23 protein-coding genes are annotated in these 23469 nt (G+C 69.8%); 11 read left to right on the forward strand and 12 right to left on the reverse strand.

Features of this window, described 5'->3' with window-relative positions; all coding sequences use genetic code 11:
* Positions 1-14: 14 nt before the first annotated feature.
* Positions 15-1373, reverse strand: coding sequence for a WS/DGAT/MGAT family O-acyltransferase (locus tag NS2_RS03260; protein WP_033085521.1), 1359 nt, complete (start codon positions 1371-1373; stop codon positions 15-17).
* Positions 1374-1462: 89 nt separating this feature from the next.
* On the reverse strand, positions 1463-2200 hold the full coding sequence (locus NS2_RS03265) for a HalD/BesD family halogenase (RefSeq protein WP_052085963.1): 738 nt from the start codon (positions 2198-2200) through the stop codon (positions 1463-1465).
* Positions 2201-2427: 227 nt separating this feature from the next.
* Between NS2_RS03265 and NS2_RS03270 the strand changes: the two genes are divergently transcribed.
* Positions 2428-3282, forward strand: a complete 855-nt coding sequence (locus NS2_RS03270) for an LLM class flavin-dependent oxidoreductase (RefSeq protein WP_033085522.1) — start codon at positions 2428-2430, stop codon at positions 3280-3282.
* A 4-nt stretch (positions 3283-3286) separates the two neighbouring features.
* Here the strand turns inward: NS2_RS03270 and NS2_RS03275 are convergent, their stop codons facing one another.
* Positions 3287-3688, reverse strand: a complete 402-nt coding sequence (locus NS2_RS03275) for a hypothetical protein (RefSeq protein WP_033085523.1) — start codon at positions 3686-3688, stop codon at positions 3287-3289.
* Between the two features lie 311 nt (positions 3689-3999).
* Between NS2_RS03275 and ctaD the strand changes: the two genes are divergently transcribed.
* The 3 genes from ctaD (at position 4000) to NS2_RS03290 (ending at position 6835) form a co-directional block, all read left to right on the forward strand.
* Positions 4000-5748 (forward strand): aa3-type cytochrome oxidase subunit I, encoded by a 1749-nt coding sequence (gene ctaD, locus NS2_RS03280; protein ID WP_033085564.1) that lies wholly within the window; start codon positions 4000-4002, stop codon positions 5746-5748.
* Positions 5749-5932: 184 nt separating this feature from the next.
* The gene (locus NS2_RS03285) at positions 5933-6139 is read left to right on the forward strand and encodes a hypothetical protein (protein WP_052085964.1); all 207 of its coding nucleotides are present in this window, start codon (positions 5933-5935) and stop codon (positions 6137-6139) included.
* A gap of 21 nt (positions 6140-6160) precedes the next feature.
* Positions 6161-6835, forward strand: coding sequence for a quinone oxidoreductase family protein (locus tag NS2_RS03290; RefSeq protein ID WP_052085965.1), 675 nt, complete (start codon positions 6161-6163; stop codon positions 6833-6835).
* Between the two features lie 243 nt (positions 6836-7078).
* Here the strand turns inward: NS2_RS03290 and NS2_RS03295 are convergent, their stop codons facing one another.
* Positions 7079-7549, reverse strand: coding sequence for a MarR family winged helix-turn-helix transcriptional regulator (locus NS2_RS03295; RefSeq protein WP_033085524.1), 471 nt, complete (start codon positions 7547-7549; stop codon positions 7079-7081).
* Positions 7550-7676: 127 nt separating this feature from the next.
* Here NS2_RS03295 and NS2_RS03300 point away from each other — a divergent pair, with 127 nt between their 5' ends.
* Both NS2_RS03300 and NS2_RS03305 read left to right on the forward strand, forming a co-directional pair.
* A complete protein-coding gene (locus NS2_RS03300; RefSeq protein WP_147207072.1) occupies positions 7677-9128 on the forward strand; it encodes an MFS transporter in 1452 nt (483 codons plus the stop codon).
* Positions 9129-9280: 152 nt separating this feature from the next.
* Positions 9281-10687 (forward strand): AMP-binding protein, encoded by a 1407-nt coding sequence (locus NS2_RS03305; protein WP_143161471.1) that lies wholly within the window; start codon positions 9281-9283, stop codon positions 10685-10687.
* A gap of 26 nt (positions 10688-10713) precedes the next feature.
* Here the strand turns inward: NS2_RS03305 and NS2_RS03310 are convergent, their stop codons facing one another.
* On the reverse strand, positions 10714-11475 hold the full coding sequence (locus NS2_RS03310; protein ID WP_033085526.1) for an SDR family oxidoreductase: 762 nt from the start codon (positions 11473-11475) through the stop codon (positions 10714-10716).
* Positions 11476-11594: 119 nt separating this feature from the next.
* Between NS2_RS03310 and NS2_RS03315 the strand changes: the two genes are divergently transcribed.
* A complete protein-coding gene (locus tag NS2_RS03315) occupies positions 11595-12437 on the forward strand; it encodes a helix-turn-helix transcriptional regulator (RefSeq protein ID WP_033085527.1) in 843 nt (280 codons plus the stop codon).
* A gap of 30 nt (positions 12438-12467) precedes the next feature.
* On the opposite strand, the gene NS2_RS03320 is transcribed toward NS2_RS03315, so the two are convergent.
* The 5 genes from NS2_RS03320 to NS2_RS03340 form a co-directional block, all read right to left on the reverse strand.
* Complete coding sequence (locus NS2_RS03320) at positions 12468-13466, reverse strand: cation diffusion facilitator family transporter (RefSeq protein ID WP_033085528.1); 999 nt, start codon at positions 13464-13466, stop codon at positions 12468-12470.
* Between the two features lie 359 nt (positions 13467-13825).
* Positions 13826-14482: a hypothetical protein gene (locus NS2_RS03325; protein WP_033085530.1), complete on the reverse strand. Its 657-nt coding sequence runs from the start codon at positions 14480-14482 to the stop codon at positions 13826-13828.
* A gap of 132 nt (positions 14483-14614) precedes the next feature.
* Positions 14615-14800, reverse strand: coding sequence for a 4-oxalocrotonate tautomerase DmpI (dmpI, locus tag NS2_RS03330; protein ID WP_036545806.1), 186 nt, complete (start codon positions 14798-14800; stop codon positions 14615-14617).
* A gap of 132 nt (positions 14801-14932) precedes the next feature.
* Entirely contained in the window at positions 14933-15817 is an 885-nt protein-coding gene (locus NS2_RS03335; protein WP_033085566.1) for a LysR family transcriptional regulator, read from the reverse strand.
* A 37-nt stretch (positions 15818-15854) separates the two neighbouring features.
* Positions 15855-16274 (reverse strand): DUF6463 family protein, encoded by a 420-nt coding sequence (locus NS2_RS03340; protein ID WP_052085966.1) that lies wholly within the window; start codon positions 16272-16274, stop codon positions 15855-15857.
* Positions 16275-16340: 66 nt separating this feature from the next.
* Here NS2_RS03340 and NS2_RS35785 point away from each other — a divergent pair, with 66 nt between their 5' ends.
* A complete protein-coding gene (locus NS2_RS35785) occupies positions 16341-16931 on the forward strand; it encodes a TetR-like C-terminal domain-containing protein (protein WP_045435842.1) in 591 nt (196 codons plus the stop codon).
* Positions 16932-16942: 11 nt separating this feature from the next.
* Here the strand turns inward: NS2_RS35785 and NS2_RS03350 are convergent, their stop codons facing one another.
* Positions 16943-17866 carry a dienelactone hydrolase family protein gene (locus NS2_RS03350; protein ID WP_033085569.1) on the reverse strand — a complete coding sequence of 308 codons (924 nt, stop codon included), beginning with the start codon at positions 17864-17866 and terminating at the stop codon, positions 16943-16945.
* 128 nt (positions 17867-17994) lie between these two features.
* Here NS2_RS03350 and NS2_RS03355 point away from each other — a divergent pair, with 128 nt between their 5' ends.
* The 3 genes from NS2_RS03355 to NS2_RS03365 all read left to right on the forward strand — a co-directional run bounded on the left by NS2_RS03355 (position 17995) and on the right by NS2_RS03365 (position 20228).
* Complete coding sequence (locus tag NS2_RS03355; protein ID WP_033085532.1) at positions 17995-18411, forward strand: hypothetical protein; 417 nt, start codon at positions 17995-17997, stop codon at positions 18409-18411.
* Positions 18412-18483: 72 nt separating this feature from the next.
* Positions 18484-19428, forward strand: a complete 945-nt coding sequence (locus NS2_RS03360) for a daunorubicin resistance protein DrrA family ABC transporter ATP-binding protein (RefSeq protein ID WP_033085533.1) — start codon at positions 18484-18486, stop codon at positions 19426-19428.
* Positions 19425-20228, forward strand: coding sequence for an ABC transporter permease (locus NS2_RS03365; protein WP_082062516.1), 804 nt, complete (start codon positions 19425-19427; stop codon positions 20226-20228). Before NS2_RS03360 ends, NS2_RS03365 begins: the two co-directional genes overlap by 4 nt.
* On the opposite strand, the gene NS2_RS03370 is transcribed toward NS2_RS03365, so the two are convergent.
* A complete protein-coding gene (locus NS2_RS03370; protein WP_155240013.1) occupies positions 20212-23367 on the reverse strand; it encodes an AfsR/SARP family transcriptional regulator in 3156 nt (1051 codons plus the stop codon). The two genes, NS2_RS03365 and NS2_RS03370, sit on opposite strands and share 17 nt — an antisense overlap.
* Between the last annotated feature and the right edge of the window lie 102 nt (positions 23368-23469).

Consider the following 23469-nt stretch of genomic DNA (forward strand, 5'->3'; position numbering starts at 1 on the left):
AGACTAGTCAAGGGTCAGGCGGTGGCCTTTTCGAGCTCGGCCAGGCCGTTCTCCAGATGGTCGATCATGCGATCCAGATCCGGCACGGTGCGGCGGCAGCCGACCAGGCCGAAATCGAGATTGTCGCCATTGGTGGTCAGCGTGATGTTCATGGCCTGCGATTCGAACGGAATCGAGAGCGGGTAGTTGGCGTCCAGCCGCGCGCCCTGCATGTAGACCGGCTTGCGCGGCCCCGGCACATTCGAGATCACCAGGTTGAACGGCATGCGCGGCAAGGCTTCGAAGCCCGGTAGCAGTGACACCCCGAGCGGCGTCATGAGCGCGGCCGACAGCAGCATGGCCTCCAGCTTCGGCAATTGCGTGAACACCTGCTTGGCGTCGCGCATGGAGGTGCGGATGGTCTCGAGCCGTTCGGCCGGATCCGCGATGTGGGTCCCGAGATTCGCCAGGCAGGCCGCGACCATATTGCCCTCGGAGGTATCGGATTCGCCGGCGCTGCGAATATTGACCGGCACCATGGCGATCAGCGGCTCGTCCGGCAGCGCGTCGCGTTCGAGCAGGTAGGCGCGCAGGGCCGCCGCGCTCATGGCCAGCACCACGTCATTGACCGTCGCGCCGGTGGCCGGCCGCACGGCATTGATGCGCTCCAGCGGCCACGACCGCACCGCGATCCGCCGCGCCCCGCCGATGGAGGTGTTGAACAGCGTGCGCGGCGCGGTCATGGGCAGGGTGAGCCGCCCGTCGATGGCGCCCCGCAACGGCGCGGCGATCGAACCGGCCCCGCGCAGCAGGCGCGGCACGGCGGCGCGCATTTGCGTCCAAGGGCTTTCGGGTCGGGCGCTGTCGTCGCGGAGCACCGGCGGCGTGCCCCACGGGACGTTCAACCGCGAGTCGAAGGGGTCGTCGGTGAGGGTGCGCTGCAGCAGCCGCATGGCCGAGACGCCGTCGATGAGGGCGTGGTGCATCTTCATGTAGATCGCGAAGCGGCCGTCGGACAGGCCCTCGATGAGCCGGCCCTCCCACAGCGGGCGGTGCCGGTCCAGCAGGATGCCGTGCAGGCGCTCGGTGAGATCCAGCAGATCGGCCATGCCGCCCGGGCCGGGCAGGGCGGATCGGCGCAGGTGGTAGCCCATGTCCACGGTCTCGGCATGGGACCAGGCGAGACTGGAGAACCCGCCGAGCAGGCGGCTGGGCTTGCGGCGGAAGCGGGTGCGCACCTCGGTCTCGGCGGCCATGGCCGTGAAGAGCTCGTGGGTGTAGTCGGGGCCCGCGTCGGCGGGCGGCTCGAACAGTTGCAGACCACCCACGTGCATGGGGTGTTCGCGGGATTCGATGGCGAGGAAGATCGCGTCGAGTGGATTGAGCAGGTCCATGGGGGTCGCCTCAGACGTGTGGGCAAGACTGCCCGGGGCGGACACGGAATGGCGACGCTGCCCCCGTTGCGTAACGATGAATCAGGCTATCACTGTATATGATTCGGCTCACTCCCACCGGATAAGCAAACTCCTGGCATCACCCGATGCAGCGGGCGCGCGGTGAAGGCCATGGCGACGGTGGTGCGGCGGCCGTTCACGAAGGGGTGCACCCGGTGCAGGGTGGTGTCGGCGCGCATCAGGTAGAGGTCGCCCGGATACAGCTCCCAGGACCGAATCGGGTTGCGCGTCAGGGTTCGATAGATGTCGGCGTGGTCCCAGTCGCGGCGGGTGTGGGCCACCGTCTGGACGAAGCCGCCGTCGGACAGGGGCGGGCACTCGACCACCAGGACGAGAGCGAAAGCATAGTCGTCCCAATGCCATTGGCCGACCGAGTCGTCGTGGTGCAGGCGGCTGACGGTGTAGCGGCGGGCGTCCGGACAGGGCAGCACGGGTTCCGCGGTGATCATGGACAGGCTGTGCCGCAAGGGTTCACAGTCGTAGAGCCCCGGGATGCAGGACGCGTGCGCCGCCACCTCCTGCTCGGTCAGGTCCACCTGCCCGCGCTCGCCGCCCTCGCCCTCGGGCAGCAGTTCGCCCCACTGGCGGTGATGGTCGAGCAGGGCCAGCGCCTCGGCCGCCAGCGTGCGTTTGACCCGGTGCGGGAGCAGGAAGCTCAGCCGCGCTATTCCGGTCTCCGCCAACCGGTTCCGCGCGTGCGCGAGGGCGGAGGGATCCACCTTCCGCAAGTGCTTCTGCGCCACGTCGACCGTGCTGTGAACCTGCACCGCGCACGCCCTTTCACCCGGCCGTCTCGCGAACGGCCTCACCGCCGAAAAGACCGGGCCGCGCCCCCGGACGACCCTTCTCACGATTGTAATTCGTTGCCCGGCAACGACTATGGAATCCGGTTGCCGGTTGATCACGATCTGAAACGCGAACGGTCAACCGGACTCGCCGAGCCGACGCGGATTCGCGCGGCCGCCCCGGGCACGCCGGTAGCTTGATATTCGCTATGGCGGATTACGGGCATGAGCTGAGGTTCGGGATCTTCGTTCCGCCCGAGGCGGCGCGCGGGCGTGCGCTGCTGCGCCTGGTGCGCCACGCCGACGAATCCGGGCTGGAAGTGCTGGCGGTGCAGGACCATCCGTACCAGCCCGCCTTCCTCGACGCCTGGACGCTGCTGTCCTACCTGGCCGCCGTCACCCGCAACCTGACCCTCATGCCCGCCGTGGCGAACCTCCCGCTGCGCCCGCCCGCCGTGCTGGCCCGCAGCGCGGCCAGCCTCGACCTGCTCAGTGCGGGCCGGGTCGAACTCGGCCTGGGCGCGGGCGCGTTCTGGGACGCCATCGAGGCCATGGGCGGCACCCGCCGCACGCCCGGCCAGGCCCTCGCCGCCCTGCGCGAGGCCATCGGGGTGCTGCGCGCGCTCTGGGGCGAGGGCGAGCGCTCCCACCTGCCCGGCGAGTTCTACCCGCTGCGCGGCGCGAAACCCGTTCCGCCCCCGGCCCATTCGATCGGCATCTGGCTGGGCGTCTACGGCCCCCGCGCCCTCGGCCTGACCGGTGAACTCGCCGACGGCTGGCTCGGCAGCTCCGCCTACGCCCCACCCGACCGCCTGCCCACCCTCATGTCGGCCATCGACACCGGCGCCCGCGCCGCCGGCCGCGTCCCCGCCCTCATCCGCCGCGCCTACGTCATCGACCCCACCATGACCCCCGCCCAGCTCACCGAACTGGCCCTGTCCCACGGCATCAGCGAATTCCTGCTCCCGGTCGACCCCGACGGCGAAGCCGCCACCCATCACTTCGCCACCGAGGCCGTCCCGGCCGTCCGCGCAGCGGTGGCCGCCGCCCGCGCCGGACATTGACGCGCTACCGCGCTCCGAAAAAGCGGTTGTGCATGATCTGGCGGATGGGGGAGAGGATGCCGTCGTAGCTGACCCGGTCCGAGCGGACGGTGTGCAGGCTGGCGTCGCCGCGCTTGGGATCATCGCAGATGACCCGCAGCTTCTTGCCGTTTCCGTGGGCCGTGCCCAGCGTGAGGGTGACCGTCCCGTCGGATCCGACCGTCCCCCACGGCCCGCTCACATCGGCGCCCGCGATCTGACACCGGTTGCCCGGCTTCTCGCCGGTGACGCGCGCGGTCACCGCGGCGCGGTCGTGAATGACGGCCTTGGGTTCGTCCGTGGCGGTGGCCGCCCCCGCGGCGAGCAGGGTGCCGAGGGTGCCGACCACGGCGACGGTAGCGATGCGAGTGCGCAGTGATCGAGCCATGACGTTGATAGTGAATCGCGACTTATGAGGTTTTCGTGACGTCACAGGGTGAACTGCCGTTGAATAACGCGCCAAAATTGTTTCCCGCCGGTGTGTTTCGCCGCGTATGAAGCCGCCCCTCGACCCACACCCTAGCGGCAACCCGCCCCGCACGCGAAGTGACGATAGCCCTGAAGTATCTTGCAGTTCGATCCCGATTCTCTCCGCCCGGAGTGTTTTCGACGATGATCGATTTGCTGTAGGTACGCTGTGCGCCGTTCTATGTGCCCCGATTGGTAGAGCTGGACGGAACCCCTCCCGAGGAGGATGTGGTGACAGCAGTTGCTCCAAAGCCCGAACAGAATCTCGATTTCGCCCGCCCGTTCCCGGCGCGCCGCGGTCTCAAGGGCTCGTTCATCTACAAGGCCATCACCACGACCGATCCCAAGATGCTCGGGATGATGTACCTGACCACCGCCATCACGTACTTCCTGATCGGCGGCATCATGGCGCTGCTCATGCGCGCCGAGCTGGCGCGCCCGGGCATGCAGTTCCTCTCACCCGAGCAGTTCAACCAGCTGTTCACCATGCACGGCACCATCATGCTGCTGTTCTATGCGACCGCGACCGCGACCGCGATCGTGTTCGGCTTCGCCAACGTGATCCTGCCGATCCAGATCGGCGCGCCGGACGTGGCCTTCCCGCGCCTGAACGCCTTCAGCTACTGGCTGTACTTCTTCGGCGCGCTCATCGCCACCGGCGGCTTCCTCACGCCGGGCGGCGCGGCCGACTTCGGCTGGACCGCGTACACGCCGCTGTCGGACTACGTGCACTCGCCGGGCGTCGGGGGTGACCTGTGGATCCTGGGTCTGGCGGTCTCCGGTCTGGGCACCATCCTCGGCGGCGTCAATATGATCACCACGGTGGTCTGCATGCGCTGCCCGGGCATGACGCTGTTCCGGATGCCGGTCTTCGTCTGGACCATCTTCGTGACGAGTTTCCTTATCCTGGTGGCCTTCCCGATCCTGACCGCCGCGCTGTTCGCGCTGGCCTACGACCGGCACCTGGGCGGGCACATCTACGATCCGGCGAACGGCGGGGCACTCCTGTACCAGCACCTGTTCTGGTACTTCGGTCATCCCGAGGTATACATCATCGCGCTGCCGTTCTTCGGCATCATCTCCGAGGTCATTCCGGTGTTCGCGCGCAAGCCGATCTTCGGTTACACCACGCTGGTCTACGCGACCTTCGCCATCGCGGCGCTCTCGATCGCGGTGTGGGCGCACCACATGTACGCCACCGGAGCCGTGCTGCTGCCGTACTTCTCGTTCATGACCTTCCTGATCGCGGTCCCGACCGGCGTGAAGTTCTTCAACTGGATCGGCACCATGTGGAAGGGCCAGCTGACCTTCGAGACGCCGATGCTGTTCGCGGCGGGCTTCATCGTGACCTTCCTGTTCGGCGGTCTGTCGGGTGTCATCCTGGCCAGCCCGCCGCTCGACTTCCACGTCTCCGACACGTATTTCGTGGTCGCGCACTTCCACTACGTGCTCTTCGGCACCATCGCCTTCGCCACCTTCTCCGGCATCTATTTCTGGTTCCCGAAGATGACCGGCCGCATGCTCGACGAGCGACTGGGCAAGTGGCACTTCTGGACCACCTTCCTCGGTTTCCACACCACGTTCCTGGTGCAGCACTGGCTGGGCGCCTCGGGCATGCCGCGCCGCTACGCGGACTACCTGCCGAGCGACGGATTCACCACGCTGAACACCGTTTCCACCATCGGCTCGTTCATCCTGGGCGCGTCGATGCTGCCGTTCGTGTGGAACGTCTTCAAGTCCTTCCGCTACGGCGAGCCGGTGACCGTGGACGATCCGTGGGGCTACGGCAACTCCCTGGAGTGGGCGACCTCGTGCCCGCCGCCGCGGCACAACTTCTACGAGCTGCCCCGCATCCGTTCGGAGCGTCCGGCGTTCGAGCTGCACTACCCGCACATGATCGAGCGCATGCGGGCGGAGGCGCACGTGGGCTGGGGTTCGAAGCACCACGAGGTGCTCGAGCGCGAGACGGTCGACAGCTAGTTCCTCCCGTACGCCACGCGCGGCGGTCGTCCTCGGACGGCCGCCGCGCTTTTTTGTGCCGTGACCTGCGGTGTCTCGCATCGAATAAATTTATGTTTGACACATGAAAATTCTCAAGCCTAAATTTATGTCCGACATAATAAGTGCCGACGGCGACGTCGGGTTCGGTCGGAAGGCATTAGCGATGCGCAGGATTCAGTTCTCCGGCCGCCGCCTGGCTCTGGTCACCACCGCCACCGAACTCGTGCCCGGCCCCGGGCAGCTGCTGGTGCGCACCGAATTGGCGGGTGTCCACGTCGGACTGGTGCGCGGGATGCAGCGCGACGACTGCCCCGGCGGCGGCGAGATCGTCGGCACGGTGGTGGCCGCCGGGCCGGGCCTGTCCGAGTGAGTCGGCAAGCGGGTCGGGGGCGTGGTGTTTCTCGACGCCTACGCCGAATACGCCCTGGCCACTGCGCAATTGATGACGGAGATCCCGGAGGGCGTCGATGCCGCCGACGCGCTGGCGCTGGTCCGCGGTGGCGTCATCGCGCTCGGCCTGCTGCGGACCGCCCGCTTCGTCCCCGGCGCATCGGTGCTGGTCACCGGGGCCGCCAGCGGAGTCGGTCACCCGGCCGTGCAACTCGCCGGGGCCCTGGGAGCCGCGCGGGTCGTCGCGGCGGTCGGCGACCCCGGAAAGGCCGAATTCCTGCGTGAATGCGGCGCGAACGAGGTCCTCACCTACGGCGACACCTGGACCGAGCGGGTCGATATCGTCCTCGACGGCGTCGGCGGCGAGCTGGTCCAGCGCGGCGTGGAAACCCTTGCCCCACAGGGCCGACTGATCGCTTTCAGCGCGTACGGCGGCAGCGTCGATGTCGACACCCTGCTCGGTGAGCTCGAGACCGTCACCGGCTTCTCGATGGGCCTGCTCGCCCGCACCGCCACCGGCCTGCTCGACACCTGGCGGGCCGAACTGTGGCAGCTGCTGGCCCAGGGGCGAATTCGCCCGCGCCTGACCGTGTTTCCGCTGGCGGAGATGGCGGCCGCGGTCGAGCTCATCGAAACCCGGCGCAATCTGGGCCGGATCGCGGTGCACACGGCATGACGCCGCGATGCACAACGCGTGATGTTCCGCCGTCGCGTCAACAAATTAGGTCGAGTAACCGATTTCGTTCGGCGGGCAACGCGCCTATCGTTGGTGCACGGGGTCGGCTTCACCACCCGGCCCCGCGCCCCGAGGCCCCTCTTCGCCTCGGGGACCGTCGGCCACTGCCCGGTCCGACGGACGGAATCGGCCCGATGCGCCTGCGCGTACCGGGCCGGTTTCGCGGGGGGCGAGGCGGTTTCCTCAGGGGCGGGGCCAGGGCCGTCCGTCGAGGCGTTCGATATCGGTGTTGAAGCGCGCGAGCAGGTTGGCGAAGGCCGCGACATCGTCGGCCGACCAGGTTTCCATGACGCGATCGAGGCCCTCGGTATTGGCGCGGCGTTCCGCGTCCAGGGCCGCCTCGCCCGCGGCGGTGAGGTGGAATTTGCGGGCGATGCCGCCGACCGGGTCGGGAATGCGGTCCACGAGCCCGCCGCGCAGCAGTGCCGCGGTCTGCCGGTTGACGGTGGAGGTGTCGAGGCCGAAGGCCTCGGTGAGCTGGCCGATGGACATCGGGCCGGTGACGGCCAGGCGGCTCAGCAGCACGTAGGCGCTGCGGTCCAGGCGGGTGCCGTCGCGGCGGTAGCGGGCGTTGATGGTGTAGCGGCCGAGCAGCATGGTTTCGAATTCGACTCGGGCCGTGGGCTTTCCGGACGCATCCGCGGGCTGATCCATGCCGTCCTCTCGTCGAGCGCTGCGGAATCTGTCTACCACAGGTGACCCGCGTCACATCGTCTATGTGCATCATGCACACAGTATGTATCGTACACATGCGTTGATCTCGACCGATGAGGAGAAACGCATGTCCCCGCGACCCGAAGACCCGGACTTGACCGTCCACCCGGGCGGCATCGTCGGCGTGCTGGCCCTGGCCGGCATCATCGCCGCCGTCATGCAGACCCTGGTGGTGCCGCTGCTGGGCGAACTGCCGCAACTGCTGCACACCTCCGCCTCCAATGCCTCCTGGGTGGTGACCGCGACCCTGCTGGCCGCGGCCGTCACCACCCCGGTCGCCGGGCGGCTCGGCGACCTCTACGGCAAGCGGCTCATGCTGCTGGTCTCCACCGTGCCGCTGATCGCGGGCTCGGTGCTGTGCGCGCTGGCCGACTCGGTCGCGCCCATGATCATCGGCCGCGGGTTGCAGGGCATGGGGATGGGCATTCTGCCGCTGGGCATTTCGGCGCTGCGGGACCTGCTGCCCGCGGAGCGGCTGGGTCCGTCCATCGCCATGGTGAGCGCCTCCATGGGAATCGGCGGCGCGCTCGGCCTGCCCATCGCGGCAGCCGTTGCGCAGCACGCGGATTGTCGGGTGCTGTTCTGGGGCGCGGCCGGGTTGAGTCTGCTCATCGCGATTCTCATCTACGCGGTGGTGCCCGCCGTGCCGGTGAGCGCCACCGGCCGCTTCGACGCGATCGGGGCGCTGGGGCTGGGCGCGGGACTGGTCTGCCTGCTGCTGGCCGTGTCCAAGGGCTCGACCTGGGGCTGGGGGAGCGGCACCATCCTGGGACTGTTCGCGGCGGCGGTGTTGAGCCTGGCGCTGTGGGGTTGGTGGGAGCTGCGGATCGCCGACCCGCTGGTCGACCTCCGGGTGGCCGCGCGGCCGAAAGTGCTGCTCACCAATGCCTCTTCGATGGTGCTGGGCTTCGGCATGTACTCGGCCTCGCTGATCGTGCCGCAGCTGTTGCAGCTGCCGAAGGCCACCGGCTACGGGCTCGGGCAGTCCATGCTGGCCATGGGCCTGTGGATGGCCCCGGGCGGATTGATGATGATGGTGGTCTCGCCGCTGGGCGCGAAACTGTCCGCGGCGCGCGGGCCGAAGGTGACGCTGACCGCCGGGGCGCTGGTGCTGTCGGCGGGGTACGCGATCTCGACCGTGCTCATGGGGTCGACCTGGGGCCTGCTGGTGTCGGTCTGCGTCTGCAACTGCGGGGTGGCGCTGGCCTACGGCGCGATGCCCGCGCTGATCATGAGCGCGGTGCCGCTGTCGGAGACCGCGGCGGCCAACAGTTTCAACACGCTCATGCGGTCCATCGGCACCTCGTTCTCCGCGGCGGTGATCGGCGCGGTGCTCTCGCAGCTGAGCGTGCGCCTCGGCGGGCACGCGATTCCGAGCGAAAGCGGTTTCCGCACCGGCCTTTTCATCGGCTGCGGGGTGGCGGCGGTCGCGGCGGTGATCGCGGCCTGCATCCCCGTGGGCGGCACGGATTCCGGCCGTCGGCAGGCGAGCGAACGCGCGGGTGCGGCCGCGGCTTGATCGCATGTCCACATAACGCCTGAGCATTCGTCCATCTGCGGCACGAATCGAATAGCAGTGGACTTGCTGCCTCGGTGCTGTACTGTCCGCAGTCGGAGCGCGAGACCGCCGCGCTCCGGCGCAATCCGCAGGTCTCGACTTCGGGAGGGACAATGCTCGCCGATTCTCCGGATGTTTGCGAAACCGCACCGGCATCCTCCGGCCGCAGCGCCGGGTCCGCCCGGTCCGGTGACTGGGCCTTCGAATGGCAACGGCAGCTACGGAAGTGGAACGACACCAGCTCGGCAATCGCGCTGACGCTACCCCAGCTGCTCACCAGGGCCGCCTCCTACGACCCCGAGGCCCCGGCTGTGGTGTGCGGGCCCCTCACCCTCACCTACCGCGAACTCGCCGCGCATTCGAACGGCTTGGCGCGCAGGCTGATCGGCGCGGGCATCGGACCGGAGGACGTGGTGGCCGTCGCGCTACCCCGGTCGCCGGAGTGGGTGGTGGCGGTGTGCGCGGTCGCGCACGCCGGGGCCGCCTTCCTGGCCGTCGACCCGGACTCACCGCCCGCGCGCATCGCCCCGATCCTCGCGGATTCCGGTGCGACCGCGGGGATTACGACCGATTACCGGCGCGAACACCTGCCCGCCATGGCAGGCGGGTGGCTTGCGATGGATCCCGTCGGGACGGGCTCGGCTCCCATCGCGGCGCCGATCACCGATGCCGAGCGGGTGCGGCCGCTGCGCCTGCAGCATCGGGCCTACGTCGTCTACCCGTACGAGTCCAGCGGCATCGTGCGCGGCGCGACCATCACCCACGCCGGGCTGGCCAATCTCGTGGTGACCCAGGCCCAGCGCTGCGACACCGACCCGGACGCCCGGGTGCTGGCCGCGGCCGCGCCGGGCCGCGACGCCGCGGTGTGGGAGTTGTTGCTGGCCTTGGCCTCCGGGGCGACGCTGGTGCCGGCCCCGCCCGGGCCCTACGCGGGCGCGGACCTCTACGAGCTCATGGTGGCGGCCCGGGTCACCCACGCCGTGCTGACCCCGCACATCCTGGCCACCCTGCCCGGCGCGGAACCGCTGCCGCACCTGCGCCTGCTCGCCACCGCGGGCGCGCCCTGCCCGCCCAAGCTGACCGGGATCTGTTCGGCCGGAAGGTCGTTCGTGAGCGGCTACGGCTGGGCCGAGGCGGGCATGTGCGCCACCCTGAGCCGTCCCCTGGGCACGGTCGGGTCGCAGGCCGCGGTACCCATCGGCGGCCCGGTGGTCGGCGGTCGCTGCTACGTGCTGGACGAGAAGATGAACGAGCTGCCGCCCGGCGTGATCGGTGAAATCTATGTCGCCGGTGCCGGATTGGCGCGCGGTTACCGCCGCCGCGCCGGTCTCACCGGCACTCGTTTCGTGGCCGATCCCTACGGGGCCCCGGGCGATCGCATGTACCGCACCGGTGAGCTCGGCTGCTGGCGCGGCGACGGCGAACTCGAGCACCACGGCCGCCTCGGCTCCACGCCGATCGGAGCGCTCGTCGGCCACGGCAACGCCGCCGTCCTCGGCGAGGCGGCGGCGCGGCTCTGACAGGGGGTCCTGTCTCCCAGCGGTTTTCACGCCTGTTGGGTGGGCAGGACGATGAGCTGGCGCAGGTTCACGTGCGCCGGGCGGCTGGTGGTGTAGGCGATCAGGTCGGCGATGTCGTCCGGGCGCAGCGACTCGATGAACTGGAACATGCCGTCGAGTTGACCGCTCAGTTCGGCATTGTCGATGTGGTTGCCGAGTTCGGTGTCGGTGAGACCGGGCTCGATATTGGTGACCCGCACCCTGCGGGAACCCAGTTCGGTGCGCAGGCTCGCCGACAGCTGGGTGATGGCGGCCTGGGTGGCCCCGTAGACCGCGTAGCTGGGGAAGGCTACGTGTGCGCCGATCGAGGAGATATTGACCAGATCGGCGGGGCGGCCCGCGTCGGCGGCGGCCAGCAGGTCCGGCAGAAAGGCGCGGATCATCCGGAGCCGCCCGCCCACATTGGTTTCCAGCATGCGGGTCCACTCGTCCTCGCGGCCGTCGGTGATCGGATTGGGCAGCATGACGCCCGCCGAGTTCACCACCAGATCGACCGGTCCGAACCCCGCGTGCACGGCCGCGGCGGCCGCGCTCACGCTCGCCGCGTCGGTGACGTCGACGGTGACCGCCAGCGCGGTCCCGCCCTCGGCCTCGATCTTGGCGGCCAGGGTGGCCAGCCGGTCCGCGCGCCGCGCCAGCAGCGCCACCCGGGCCCCGCTGCGGGCCAGCAGCAGTGCGGTGGCCTCGCCCATGCCGCTGGCGGCTCCGGCGATGACGGCGGTGCGGCCGGTCAGGTTCTCGTAGCTCATTTTCCGTGCTCCTTCGCGTTTGCGGTGTGCACTCATCCTGCGAGCGCGCGAGCCGGGCAACGAGGGTTGCGGTTTTCCTGGGTCTGCCGGTACCAGGATGAGGTCGTAGTCTGGGAGGCATGCAGAACGACCTGGGCGAATTCCTGCGCTCCCGCCGCTCCCGCATCCAGCCCGCCGAGGCGGGCCTGCGCGAGTACGGCCGCCGCCGCGTCCCGGGGCTGCGCCGGGAGGAGGTGGCGCAGCTGGCGGGGGTCAGCGTCGACTACTACATCCGGCTGGAACAGGGCCGCGGCAAACATGTTTCGGACGCCGTGCTCGACGCGGTCGCCCGCGCGCTGCGCCTGAGCGATCCCGAACGGCTACACCTGTACGCGCTGGCCCGCCCGGGCGGCACGGTCGATGCCCACCCGACCACGGCCACCGGCGTCTACCGCGACGCGATCCGCCCGGGCACCCGCCTGGTCGTCGACGCGCTGACCGCTCCGGCCTTCGTGCTGGGCCGCCGCATGGACGTGCTGGCCTGGAATGCCATGGGCGACTTGGTCTCCGGGTTCTCACGGGTGCCGGACGCCGAACGCAATCAGGCCCGCTACCTGTTCCTCGAGCCGCACGCGCCGACCATGTACCCCGACTGGGAGACGGTGGCGGGCGAGACCGTCGCCTACCTGCGCCGCGACGCGGGCCTGCACCCCGATGACGGCAAGCTCACCGCCCTGGTCGAGGAGCTCTCGGCCCGCAGCCCGGCCTTCCGCAGGCATTGGGCGGCGCACCCGGTCAAGGAGAAGACGTTCGGGGCCAAGCTCATTCACCACCCCGAGGTGGGTCCGATCGACCTCGGCTACGAGACCCTGGTGCTGCCGGGCGATCCCGATCAGCTGCTGGTGGTCTACACCGCCGCGCCGGATTCCCCGGCCGCGGCGGCGCTGGCCCGGCTCGCCGAGCTGCACGCCGTCACCGTGTGACGGCGGATATCAGTTGCCGGCCATGCCTTCTCAGTTGCTGGCGATGGTTTTGCGGTGCACCGGGCCGTGCGGCTCGGCGCAGTGCGGCTCGTGGTCGTGGTCGGCGTCGGGCGGGCACTCGTCGTGGTCGGTGTAGTCGACTTGGAGGACGGCGTGGTCGATGTGGTGGTGCTCGGCCAGCATGTGGGCCACCGCCGCGCGCACGGCGTGGCTGTCCGCGCCGGGTGCGACCAGAATGTGCGCCGACAGTGAAGGCACGCCGGAGGTGATCTCCCAGATGTGCAGGTCGTGCACCTCGACCACCGCGTCGACGTCGGCCATCTCGCGGCCGATCTCGACCGGGTCCAGATAGCTGGGCGCGGCCTCGAGGAAGATCCGGCCCGAGGCCCGGACCAGGCCGACGCCCGCCTTGACCATGAGCACCACCACGATCAGGGTGGCGATGCCGTCGGCGCGGGTGAAGCCGGTGAGCATGATGATCAGACCGGCGATCGCGGTGGCGATGAAGGCGAACAGGTCGTTGAGGATGTGCTGATACGCGCCCTCGACATTGAGACTGGTCCGGTTGGCGCGGCTGATCATCCAGCTGGCCAGCAGGTTCACCACGATGCCGACCAGCGCGGTGACCAGCACCAGCCCACCGGTCACGTCCGGCGGATCGATGAGCCGGCGGATCGCCTCGTAGGTGAGCCAGGCCGCCAGCCCGAGCAGGGTCAGGCCGTTGGCCTGGGCGGAGAGGATCTCGGCGCGTTTCCAGCCGTAGGTCATGCGGCCCTGGGCGGGCCGGGCCGCCAGCCGGATGGCCCACAGCGCCAGCACGATCGAGGCGGCGTCGGTGAGCATGTGCGCGGCGTCCGACAGCAGCGCCAGCGACCTGGCGATCAGGCCGACCACGACCTCGCCGAGCAGGAACGCGACGATGACCGCGAGCGCGCCCGCCAGCCAGCGCTTGTCGCTGTCGGCGGTCGCGCCGTGCGAGTGCCCGGCGTGGTCGTGTCCATGCGCGTGGGAATGCCCGTGCTCGCCCATAACCCTCCTTCGGTAGTGCCCGAAACACCATATGCACGAATCGCTATGTATGCAATATTTGTGACATGTCCGATTCGGGCTGATCGCTACGGGCATGCGGAGAATTGCCCGGAGGGAACTCCAGCGGGGAACGGCGACCCATGACTCCTGCATACGCCTGATGGCGGGACCGGGCATGCGCGGCACGCCGAGCACGCCCCGGGCCGCCGGTGGAGAGCCTAAAATCGGCGGCGTGGACGCAATCCTGACAACTATCGGTGTAGTCGCGGTCGTCGGCGTCGCGGGGGCGGCCTATGCGGCCTTCCTGCTGCTACGCGGGCGTAAATAGACCTGGGGGCAAGGCTTTTCGCGGTGGTTCGTCAGTTCGCCACCACGGGCCAGGGATAGAAGGCCAGGTGGATCAGCAGGACCACGAGTCCGGCGAGCAGGATGGCGGCGACCGGGTGGGCGCGTCGCTCCAGATACCCGACGGTGCGAAAAAGCGTGGGGAAGGGGACATCCCGGCTGAAGAACATGGCCAGGATGCTGGGCACGATCACCCACATGAGGGCGATCAGCCCGTAGAGCACGTACGCACCGAGGTACGAGTGCGGGTGCATGCCGCGGTCGGCGGCGGCGAACAGCACGCCGAAGACATAGGTGCCGACCGCGCCCAGCAGATAGCCCGCGCCCAGCAGGGTGATCGGTGAATCGGTTTTGGTCATACGGCCGTTCGCGGTGAGGGTGCGCCCGACGATCGATTGCACGACCGGCTCGGGAGGCGTGGCCAGTTGGGGGACGGCGTAATACGCCAGCAGCACGATCACCGACACCACGACCAGCCGCACCCAGCTGTGCTGGGTCTCCAAGTGCCCGATGGTATTCGAGATGGTGGGCCAACTCGCCAGCCCGAAGACCGACGCCAGTTCGGACACGGCGATCGCCAGCCCCGCGAGGCCCCACATGCAATAGCCCCAGAATTCCAGCGAACGTCCCGCCGCAGTGGGTGCGGCGTCGCTGCCGACTACCTCGGTCATAGTGCCGTTTTATCACTAAAATGGGTCCCTACCTGGGTGCATGTCTACTCGAAACCAGGTTGGAACGACCCCGACACCTCTCGGTACCGGATGGTCGGTCCGGGCTTAGAGGTGTCGGCAGCCTGCGCTCGGCTACTTGCCGTCGGCGGTGAGGCGCCCGGCGGTGCCCCAGCTGTCGGCGGGGGTCTCGTGGATCCAGACCTGCACCGCTTCGGCCGGGATCTGGTAGGCGTCGACGAAGGCGTCGGTAATGCGGCGGACCAGGTCGCGCTTGAGCTCGACGGTGCGCGGACCCTGCTGCACGGTGACGATGGGCATGACTGTTCTCCTTCACGAAAACTGCTGGGATGCAGGCCGTTCGGCGGCCCGAGAACAGTTCACCGGAATTCCGCGCCCCGATCGATGGGCAGGTCGTGCGCACAGCGATAAGGAATCCTTATCGCGTCCCGGCTACACGGCGGCGAGCAGCGCGCCGAGCAGGCGCAGATTGGGTGAGGCGGCGTCGGCGCGCACCGCCAGCGCGATGGGCAGGCTCAGGCCACCGTCGGCGAACGGGCGGAACGCGACCCGGGGATTGCGGGTCTGGCGGGCATTGGATTCGTAGACCACCGTCCACATGGGCGAACCCGCGCCGATGGCGGCCAGGGTGTCCTGCAGGGTGGTGGAGGTGGGGGCGGGCGACGGCTCGAATCCCGCACGCGCGCAGGCGTTCAGCACCAGATCCACCAGCGCGGGGTGATTGCGCCGCTCGGTGAGGCGCAGCGGCACCTCGGCCAGATCGGGCAGCCGCACCGACTCCCGTCGCGCCAGCGGGTGTCTGGCGGGCAGCGCCACCACCAGTGGATCGTCCCAGGCGGGCAGGAAGTCCAACTCCGGGCTCTCGCCGGGCTCCGGGGCGCGCACGAACGCGGCGTCCAGATCGCCGGTGGCCACCTGCGCCAGGCGATCCCGCACGGGCAGGGTCAGCAGTTCCACCTGGACCTGCGGGGCCTGCTCGGCGAAGGCGTCGAGCACCGCGTCCAGCCGCTCGCCGAGCCCGGTCACCGTGCCCAGCCGGAACACCTCGGCGCGGCCGTCGGCCAGGTCCGCGATCGAGGCCCGCGCCCGGTCCGCGGCGGCGAGCACGGCCCGGGCCGCGGGCAGGAAGCGCAGCCCGGCCTCGGTCAGCCGCACCCGCCGGGGTGAACGATCCAGCAGTTGCACGCGCAGTTCGCGTTCCAGCCGTTGCACCTGCTGGCTGACCGCCGGCTGGGCGATGTGCAGCCGCTCGGCCGCCCGCCCGAAATGCAGTTCCTCGGCGACGGTCACGAAGTACCGCAACTGGCGCAATTCCACCGGGTCATCCAAACATCAGCGGCACGCGCGCGGCACATCAGTGCCGGGCGCGGCGGGCGGAGATCAAGAGTCCGGCGGGGATCAGGCCCAGCACGAATCCGGAGGGGAAGAGCACGGCGAAGTTGGCGGCCGACCACACGCCCAGCGAAATGCCCACCGCGCGTGGGACTTCCCGATCCTCGCGGGCTGATTTCGTGATCATCAGGCCGAGCGCGATGAGCGGGACGACGAAACTGCCGGGCAGGGCCCAGAAGTCGGCCAGGGGCTGGGCGTGCGACGAGTCGTCGGTATTGCGCGACAGCCCGCCGGAGAACCATTCGGCCCAGCTCGGCCGGGTGACGGGGATGAAGTACGCGGTGTGCAGCAGGCCGATGGCGATGACGGAGCGCCCGGCCCAGAGGGTGCGGGTGCGGGCCGGATCGCGGCGGAGGGCGGGGATGGGTTCGACCGTGGTCATGGTCTGCTCCTCTGCATGAATATCGATACTCGAGTTTCGAAACTCTAGTATCGATATAGTGACACCGTGAGCACCCCGCGACAAGGCCCCGGCCGTCCCCGAGAGGATCGGATAGATCACAGCGTGCTGGACGCCACCCGGAAGCTGCTCGCGCACAAGGGATATGCCGCCCTGACCGTGGACGCGGTGGCGGCCGCCGCCGGGGTCAGCAAGGCCGCCATCTACCGCCGCTTCGGCTCCAAGGCCGAGATGGCCTTCCGGGCCGCGGTGCACGACAACGAATTGCCCGAGCCCATCGACACCGGTTCGCTGCGCGGCGACCTGCGCGCGCTGGCCTACAAGATCAGGGCCTCGATGGGCAATCCACTGTCCCGGCAGTCCGGGCCCGCCCTGATCGCCGAAGTGGGCAAGGATCCGGCCCTGGCCACGCGATTGCGGGAGGGCGCGCTCGGCGTGGAGGTCGACTACGTGCGGGCCATTCTCGAACGGGCCGTCGCGCGTGGCGAATTGGCCGAACTACCGGACCCGGCCGCCGTGCACCTGCTGATGGCGGGCCCGATGTTCTACTCGCTGTTCGGATTCCAGCAGTCGATCGCGGACGAGCTGTGCGAGCGGGTGGCGGCGGTGGTCGCCGCCGGGCTGCTCTCGGGCGAGTGACGTGACGCGCCTCAGGCGAGATAGCGCCCGTACCAGTCGATTACGCGCCGCCACGCCTCGGCGGCCGCGGCGGGCTGGTAGCGCGGGCCGGTGTCGTTGAAGAAGGCGTGGTCGGCGTTGTCGGCGACGAAGCTCTCGTGCGGCAGGCCCGCCTTGTCCAGGGCCGCCTCGGCGGCCGGGCGCGAGGCGTCGACGCGGCTGTCGAGCGCGCCGTAGATCGCCAGCACCGCGGCCTGGGCGCCGGTGACCTGACCGCCGTCGGGGAAGGGTCCGTAAAAGGGCGTGGCAGCGGCCAATTCGGCGGTGCCCGAGGTCAGCAGCAGCCAGGTCAGGCCGCCACCGAAGCAGAAACCGGTGGCCCCCAGCTTCTTCCCCGGGACCCGTTTGCCCAGTTCGGCCAGGCCCGCGCGCAGGTCGGCCACGAAGCGGTCCTGGGGGATCTTGCTCAGCGCCGCGGTGGCGGCGGCCGGGTCGGTGAAGGTGGCGGTGCCGCCCTCCTCGGAGAGCAGGTCCACGGCCAGCGCCGAATAGCCCGCACCCGCGAAACGGCCGGTGACGGAACGGATGTGGTCGGTGAGGCCCTTGTTCTCGTGGATCACCAGCACGCCGCCCCTGGGCTGCGCCGCGGCCGCCCAGGCCGCCTGTAGGGTGCGGCCCTCGGGTCCGGGCAGGGTGACGGCGGTGGCCTGGAGCGCGGTCGCGGTGCCCGGTGGGGCCGCGGTCGGCGATGCGGAGCCGGTGGCCGTGGGCGATCCGGATGCGGTGGGAGTCGGGGACTGCTTCGCGGACTCCGCGCACGCCGCCAGCAGCGCCGCCGCCGCGGGCGTGGCCATGCCGAGCAGTCCCAGTCGTCGCAGCGCCTCCCGGCGGCTGAGCAGTCCCTCCGCGTGATCGGTGGCGATTTCCTCTGCGATATAGCGCTGCAGCGGCGTCATGCCCAAAGCCTAGGCTCGAGGTTGCCGTCAAGCCCACCGAATCATGGGCCCTTTCTCAAACTAACAATTTCGGTGATTCGAACGAATGTTTCTGTGGGGGAAGTGAATTGCCTGGGGCGCCACCATGAGTGCTCGACGACGCCCGCGACTACCAGTCGCAGAACACGTACTACTTCCAGTCGCCGAGCAAGAACATCAAATGCGGCATCTACGTGGACGACATCCACACCGTCGGCTGCCAGCTGAAGAACGCCACCGTCATCCCGGCCGGCCTGAGCTGCGCCAACAACCCGGGCCACTCGGTGGCCGCCCAGGTATCGGGCGGCAACTCCCAGTTCATCTGCCTCAACCAGGGCGTCTATGTCGGCCCGCCGACCGACGGTTCGACCGCGCCCGGCTTCCACGAGGGCGGCGGCAAGGTCCTCGAGTACGGCCAGACCATCGGCGTGCGCGGTGTCATCTGCGAATCCATGACCTCCGGTGTCCGCTGCTCGACGGCCGGTCACGGCTTCTTCATCGCCGCGGACGCACAGTCGCTGTTCTGACCCCGAGGGTGTCAGGCGGCATGTCAGGTCGGTGTCAGGTCGATATCAGGCGGGCTGCCGAGAGTAGTCCCCATGAACAGCACAGCAATCGCGGCCCAGGGGCTGCGGAAGGCCTACGGGGACAAGACGATCCTCGACGGCATTGATCTGAGCATCGGCGCGGGCACCATCTTCTCGCTGCTCGGTCCGAACGGGGCGGGCAAGACCACCACGGTGAACCTGCTGACCACCCTGCTGAAGGCCGACGGCGGCAGCGCGCAGGTGGCCGGATACGACATCGCGACCCAGACCAAGGCGGTCCGCGCCTCGATCGGGGTCACCGGTCAGTTCGCGGCGGTCGACGATCTGCTCACCGGTGCGGAGAACCTCCAGCTCATGGCGGATCTGCACCGGCTGCGCGGCACCGAGCGCAAGCAGGTGATCGGTTCGCTGCTGGATCGCTTCGAGCTGACCGAGGCGGCGGGCAAGCAGGCTTCCACCTACTCCGGCGGTATGCGCCGCAAGCTGGACCTGGCCATGACGCTGGTGACCAGGCCGCGCATCGTCTTCCTCGACGAGCCGACCACCGGCCTGGACCCGCGCAGCCGCCGCACCATGTGGGAGATCGTGCGGGAACTGGTCTCCGACGGCGTGACCATCTTCCTCACCACCCAGTATCTGGAGGAGGCCGATCAGCTCGCCGACCGGATCGCGGTGCTCGACGGCGGCCGCATCGTCGCCGAGGGCACACCCGAGGACCTCAAGCGCCGCGTGCCCGGCAGCTACATCCGGCTCCGCTTCGCTGACCACGCGAACCTCGAGGCGGCCGCCCGCGTGCTGCCCGCCGCCACCCCCGACACCGAGGCCCTGAGCCTGCAGGTGCCCGGCAACGGCGGGACGAAAGCCCTTCGGTCCCTACTGGATCGGCTCGCCGATCACTCCCTGGAGGCCGAAGAGGTCTCCATCCACACCCCTGATCTCGATGACGTTTTCCTTGCCCTGACCGGGCACGCCACCACGGAGGCCGAAGCCCGATGAGCACCGCCATCGCAACCGCGAACACCACCGCCACCACCCCCAACCCGCTCTCCGCGGCGCTCGGCGACGCGTCGATCATGTTGCGCCGCAACTTCAAACACATCGCCCGCAACCCGGTCACCATCTTCAATGCCGCGCTCATGCCGGTGGTGATGCTGCTGATCTTCGTGTACGTGTTCGGCAGCGCGTTCAATGTCGGCGGGCACTACATCGACTACGCGACCCCGGGCATGCTGCTGCTGGCCGTCAGCTACGGGCTCTCGGGCACCGCGGTCTCGGTGAACTCGGACATGGCCAAGGGCGTCATCAACCGCTTCAAGGTCATGGACGTGTCCCGGGGCGCGGTGCTGTCCGGCCACGTGGCGGCCACCATCGTCACCAATGTGATCGCCATCGCGGCGGTGCTGGGTGTCGCCTTCGCGCTGGGCTTCCGCTCGCCGGCGAGCGCGGCGGAATGGCTGGGCGCGATCGGCGTGATGCTGGCGACCTCCTTCGCGGCCTCCTGGCTGACCGTGGCGCTCGGCATGGCGGCCAAGAGCCCGGAGTCGGCGGGCATGGCCATGGTGCCGCTGATCATGCTGCCCTTCCTGAGCAGCGCGATCGTGCCCGCCGACCAGATGGGCCAGGGGGTGCGGCAGTTCGCGCAGTACCAGCCCTTCACCCCGATCATCGAATCCCTGCGCGGGTTTCTCACCGGAGCGCCGTCCGGTGGCTACACCGCCGCCGCGCTGGCCTGGTGCGCCGGGTTCGCCATCGTCGGATACCTGTGGTCGCGTGCCACTTTCAACAAGCGAGCGTGACCGCGGTCAATTCCGTCCAGCCCGCCTTCGCACCCGCCCGCATCGCCTCGGTGAAGTCCGCTTCATCGAGGCGATCGCGCGTTGCCGACTCGATGCGGGTCGCATCGGCGAGGGTGCGATCGGGCAGGCCGCGCACCGCGTTGCTCGCCGCGAGCAGCCGTGCGGCCTGCTCGTTTTCGTCATTGCGCAGCGCCAGGTCCGCGATGCCGACAATGATCCGGGCCAGCAGCGGTGCGTGGCCCGCCTCGACGGCCGCCCGCAGGGCCGCGGCATGCTCGGCGCGGGCCACGTCGAGATCGGTGGAGAGGTAACCGAGCAACTCGTGGATCCGCGCGCTCACGTTCGGCAGGTCGAAGTTCTCGCCCGACATGGTTCTCGCGATGGCGATCTGGCGGTGCACCTCCTCGGGGTCGCCGCGCCAGCGCGCCAGCTGCGCCTTCTCCAGCGCCAGCTCGGCCAGGGAGTTGGGCCAGGCCGCCTCGTCCGCGCACCGCTGCGCCTCGTCCATGGCGGCCGCGCTCGTCTCGGAATCGCCCAGCAGCCAATACAACTGAGCCTGTCGCGACCGGATTCGGACCACGTCCTCGAGCGCGCCGACCTCGGTGACCACCGTGACCGCCTGCTCCAATAGCGCACAGGCGTCGGCGAATTCGCCGCGCCCCGCGATCCGGTCGGCCAGCTCGGTCAGCGCGAACGAGATGCCCCAGCGCTCGCCGATCGCCCGGAAGTCCGCGAGCGCCGTCTCGAGGTACTCGTCCACCTCCTGCCCGTCGCGGCCGAGCACGATCCGCATCTTGCCCATTTGCAGGCGGGCCAGGGCGCGCACCCAGGGGTCGTCGTCGGCGAGCTGTGGCTCGAAGGCGGTCAGCATGGCGTCCGGCCCCTGCAGCAGGCGCTCCAGCGCGCCGATGAACCCGATGGCCGGGTGCCCGCCCGGGCTCTTCCGGTCGAACCGGGACGCCTTGTGGATCCATTCCTGAAGCTGGGCCGCGTCTTTGGGCCCGGAGGACAGGAAGTGCACGACCATGCCGTAGACCGTGGCCCGGATCGCGGCGTCCACCTCGCCGGGCAGGTCGGCGGCCGCGGTGACGAATTCCAGCCCCTCGTTCTTGTGTCCGCCCAGCCACCAGTACCAGCCGCCGACCGCCGCCAGGCGCAGGGCACCGGCCGCTTCGCCGGCCGCGAGCGCGCCGCGCATGGCGGAGGCGATGTTGTCGTGCTCGGTGTCGAGGATGGCGAGCCACTCCAGCTGCTCGGCGCGGCGCAGGTGCGGCTCGGCGGTGGTGGCGAGTTCGGTGAAGTACGAAAGATGCGCCCGGCGTGCGAGATCCGCTTCACCGGCCGCCTCCAGCCGTTCCCGGGCGTACTGCTTGATGGTGTCGAGCATGCGGTAGCGCGGCGCGGCGTCCGCGGTGACCACCAGCAGCGATTTCTCGGTCAGCGCGGTCAGCAGTTCGAGCACCTCCCACTGCTCGATCGCCGCCGACTGCCCGGCCACGCCCTCGTCGCCGGAGACCGCGCAAACCTGTTCGGCCGCTTCGAGACTCGCGCCGCCGGAGAACACCGCGAGGCGGCGCAGCACCGTGCGCTCGGCCTCGGTGAGCAGTTCCCAGCTCCAGTCGACCACCGCGCGCAGGGTCCGATGCTGGGGCATCGCGGTGCGGCTGCCGCCGGTGAGCAGGCGGAACCGGTCGTCGAGGCGGGTGGCGAGCTGGTCGGGGGTCATGGTGCGCAGCCGGGCCGCGGCCAGTTCGATGGCCAGCGGGATGCCGTCGAGCGCGCGGCAGACGCGGGCCATGGTGGCCAGCGCGTGGGCGTCGGTCGCCAGGTCCTTGCGCACCGCGCGGGCCCGATCCAGCAGCAGCTGGACGGCGGGGGAGGATTCGATGGCGGCCGGATCGGCGTCCGCGGCCGGCAGGCTCAACGGCGCGACCTGCCACAGTGCCTCGCCCGTAATGCCCAGTGGCTCACGGCTGGTCGCGAGGATCCGCAGTTTCCGGCATTCGCCGAGCACGCGGTGCGCGAAGGCCGCGGCGGCGTCGATCACGTGCTCGCAGTTGTCCAGGATGAGCAGGGTTTCGCGCTCGCGCAGGGCGGCGATGAGCCGCTCCATCGGTTCCGCCTGGGGCCCGCCGCCGAGCAGCGCGTCGCGCAGACCCAGTGCGGCCAGCGCGGATTGGGCCAGGTCGCCGCTCGCGTCGGTGGCGGCCAGTTCCACCAGCCAGGCTCCGTCGGGCAGATCGTCGAGCAGGGTGTGCGCGGTCTCCAGGGCCAGCCGGGTCTTGCCGGAGCCGCCGGGGCCGGTGATGGTGGTCAGACGGTGGTCCGCGATGAGTTCGCGCACCACCGCGATATCGGCGTATTTGCCTACGTAGCTGGTCAATTCGGCGCGCAGGTTGGTCCGGCGCTCGGTGTCCTTGGCGCCGACCTCGCCGCGCAGCAGGGCGACATGCAGGGCGGCCAGCTCCGGGGAGGGGTCGACGCCCAGTTCGTCGGCGAGGGTCTCGCGCACCCGCTCGTAGGCGGTGAGCGCGTCGTTGCCGCGCCCGGCGGCGGCCAGCGCCCGCATGAGCGAACCGGCCAGCCGTTCCCGCATCGGGTGCCGACCGGTGAGTTCGGTGAGCTCGGCGATCAGCTCGGTGCCCCGGCCCAGCCGGATCTCGGCCTCGTAGAGATCCTCCAGCGCGGCCAGGTGCAGGCCCTCGAATCGGACCAGCACCGCGTCGACATCCCCGCTGCCGGGCAGGCCGACGTCCTGCATGAGCGGGCCGCGCCACAGGTCCAGGGCCTCGCGCAGCAGCCGGGCCTGCTGCCCGTCGTCACCGCCGCGGGCCTGGTCGACGAGCCGTTCGAAGCGCACGGCGTCGACGGCGTCGGGGCTCACCACCAGCCGGTAGCCGCCCGCCTGCACCTCGATGGAGCCGTCCGGCAGCAGTCGCCGCAGCCGGGAGACCAGGGCCTGCAGGGCGTTCGCCGCGTCGGCCGGGGGCTGCTCGCCCCAAATCCAGTCGACCAGATTCGTTTTCGACACCGCGCGACCGGGCTCGAGCGCGAGGGCGATGAGCAGCCCGCGCAGTCGCGCACCCGGTACCTCTATCGGTTTCCCGTCCTCTGCCCGGATCTCGAGCGGTCCAAGCATCCTGATTCGCACCCGGCCATTCTGCCGTGCGCTCCCGACGGTCGCCGGGCTGCGCACATCAGGCGACGGCGGTGTGCCGAATGATGATGTTGCCTAGTGTCC

It is taken from the genome of Nocardia seriolae NBRC 15557 (assembly GCF_007990715.1).
GTDB lineage: Bacteria > Actinomycetota > Actinomycetes > Mycobacteriales > Mycobacteriaceae > Nocardia > Nocardia seriolae.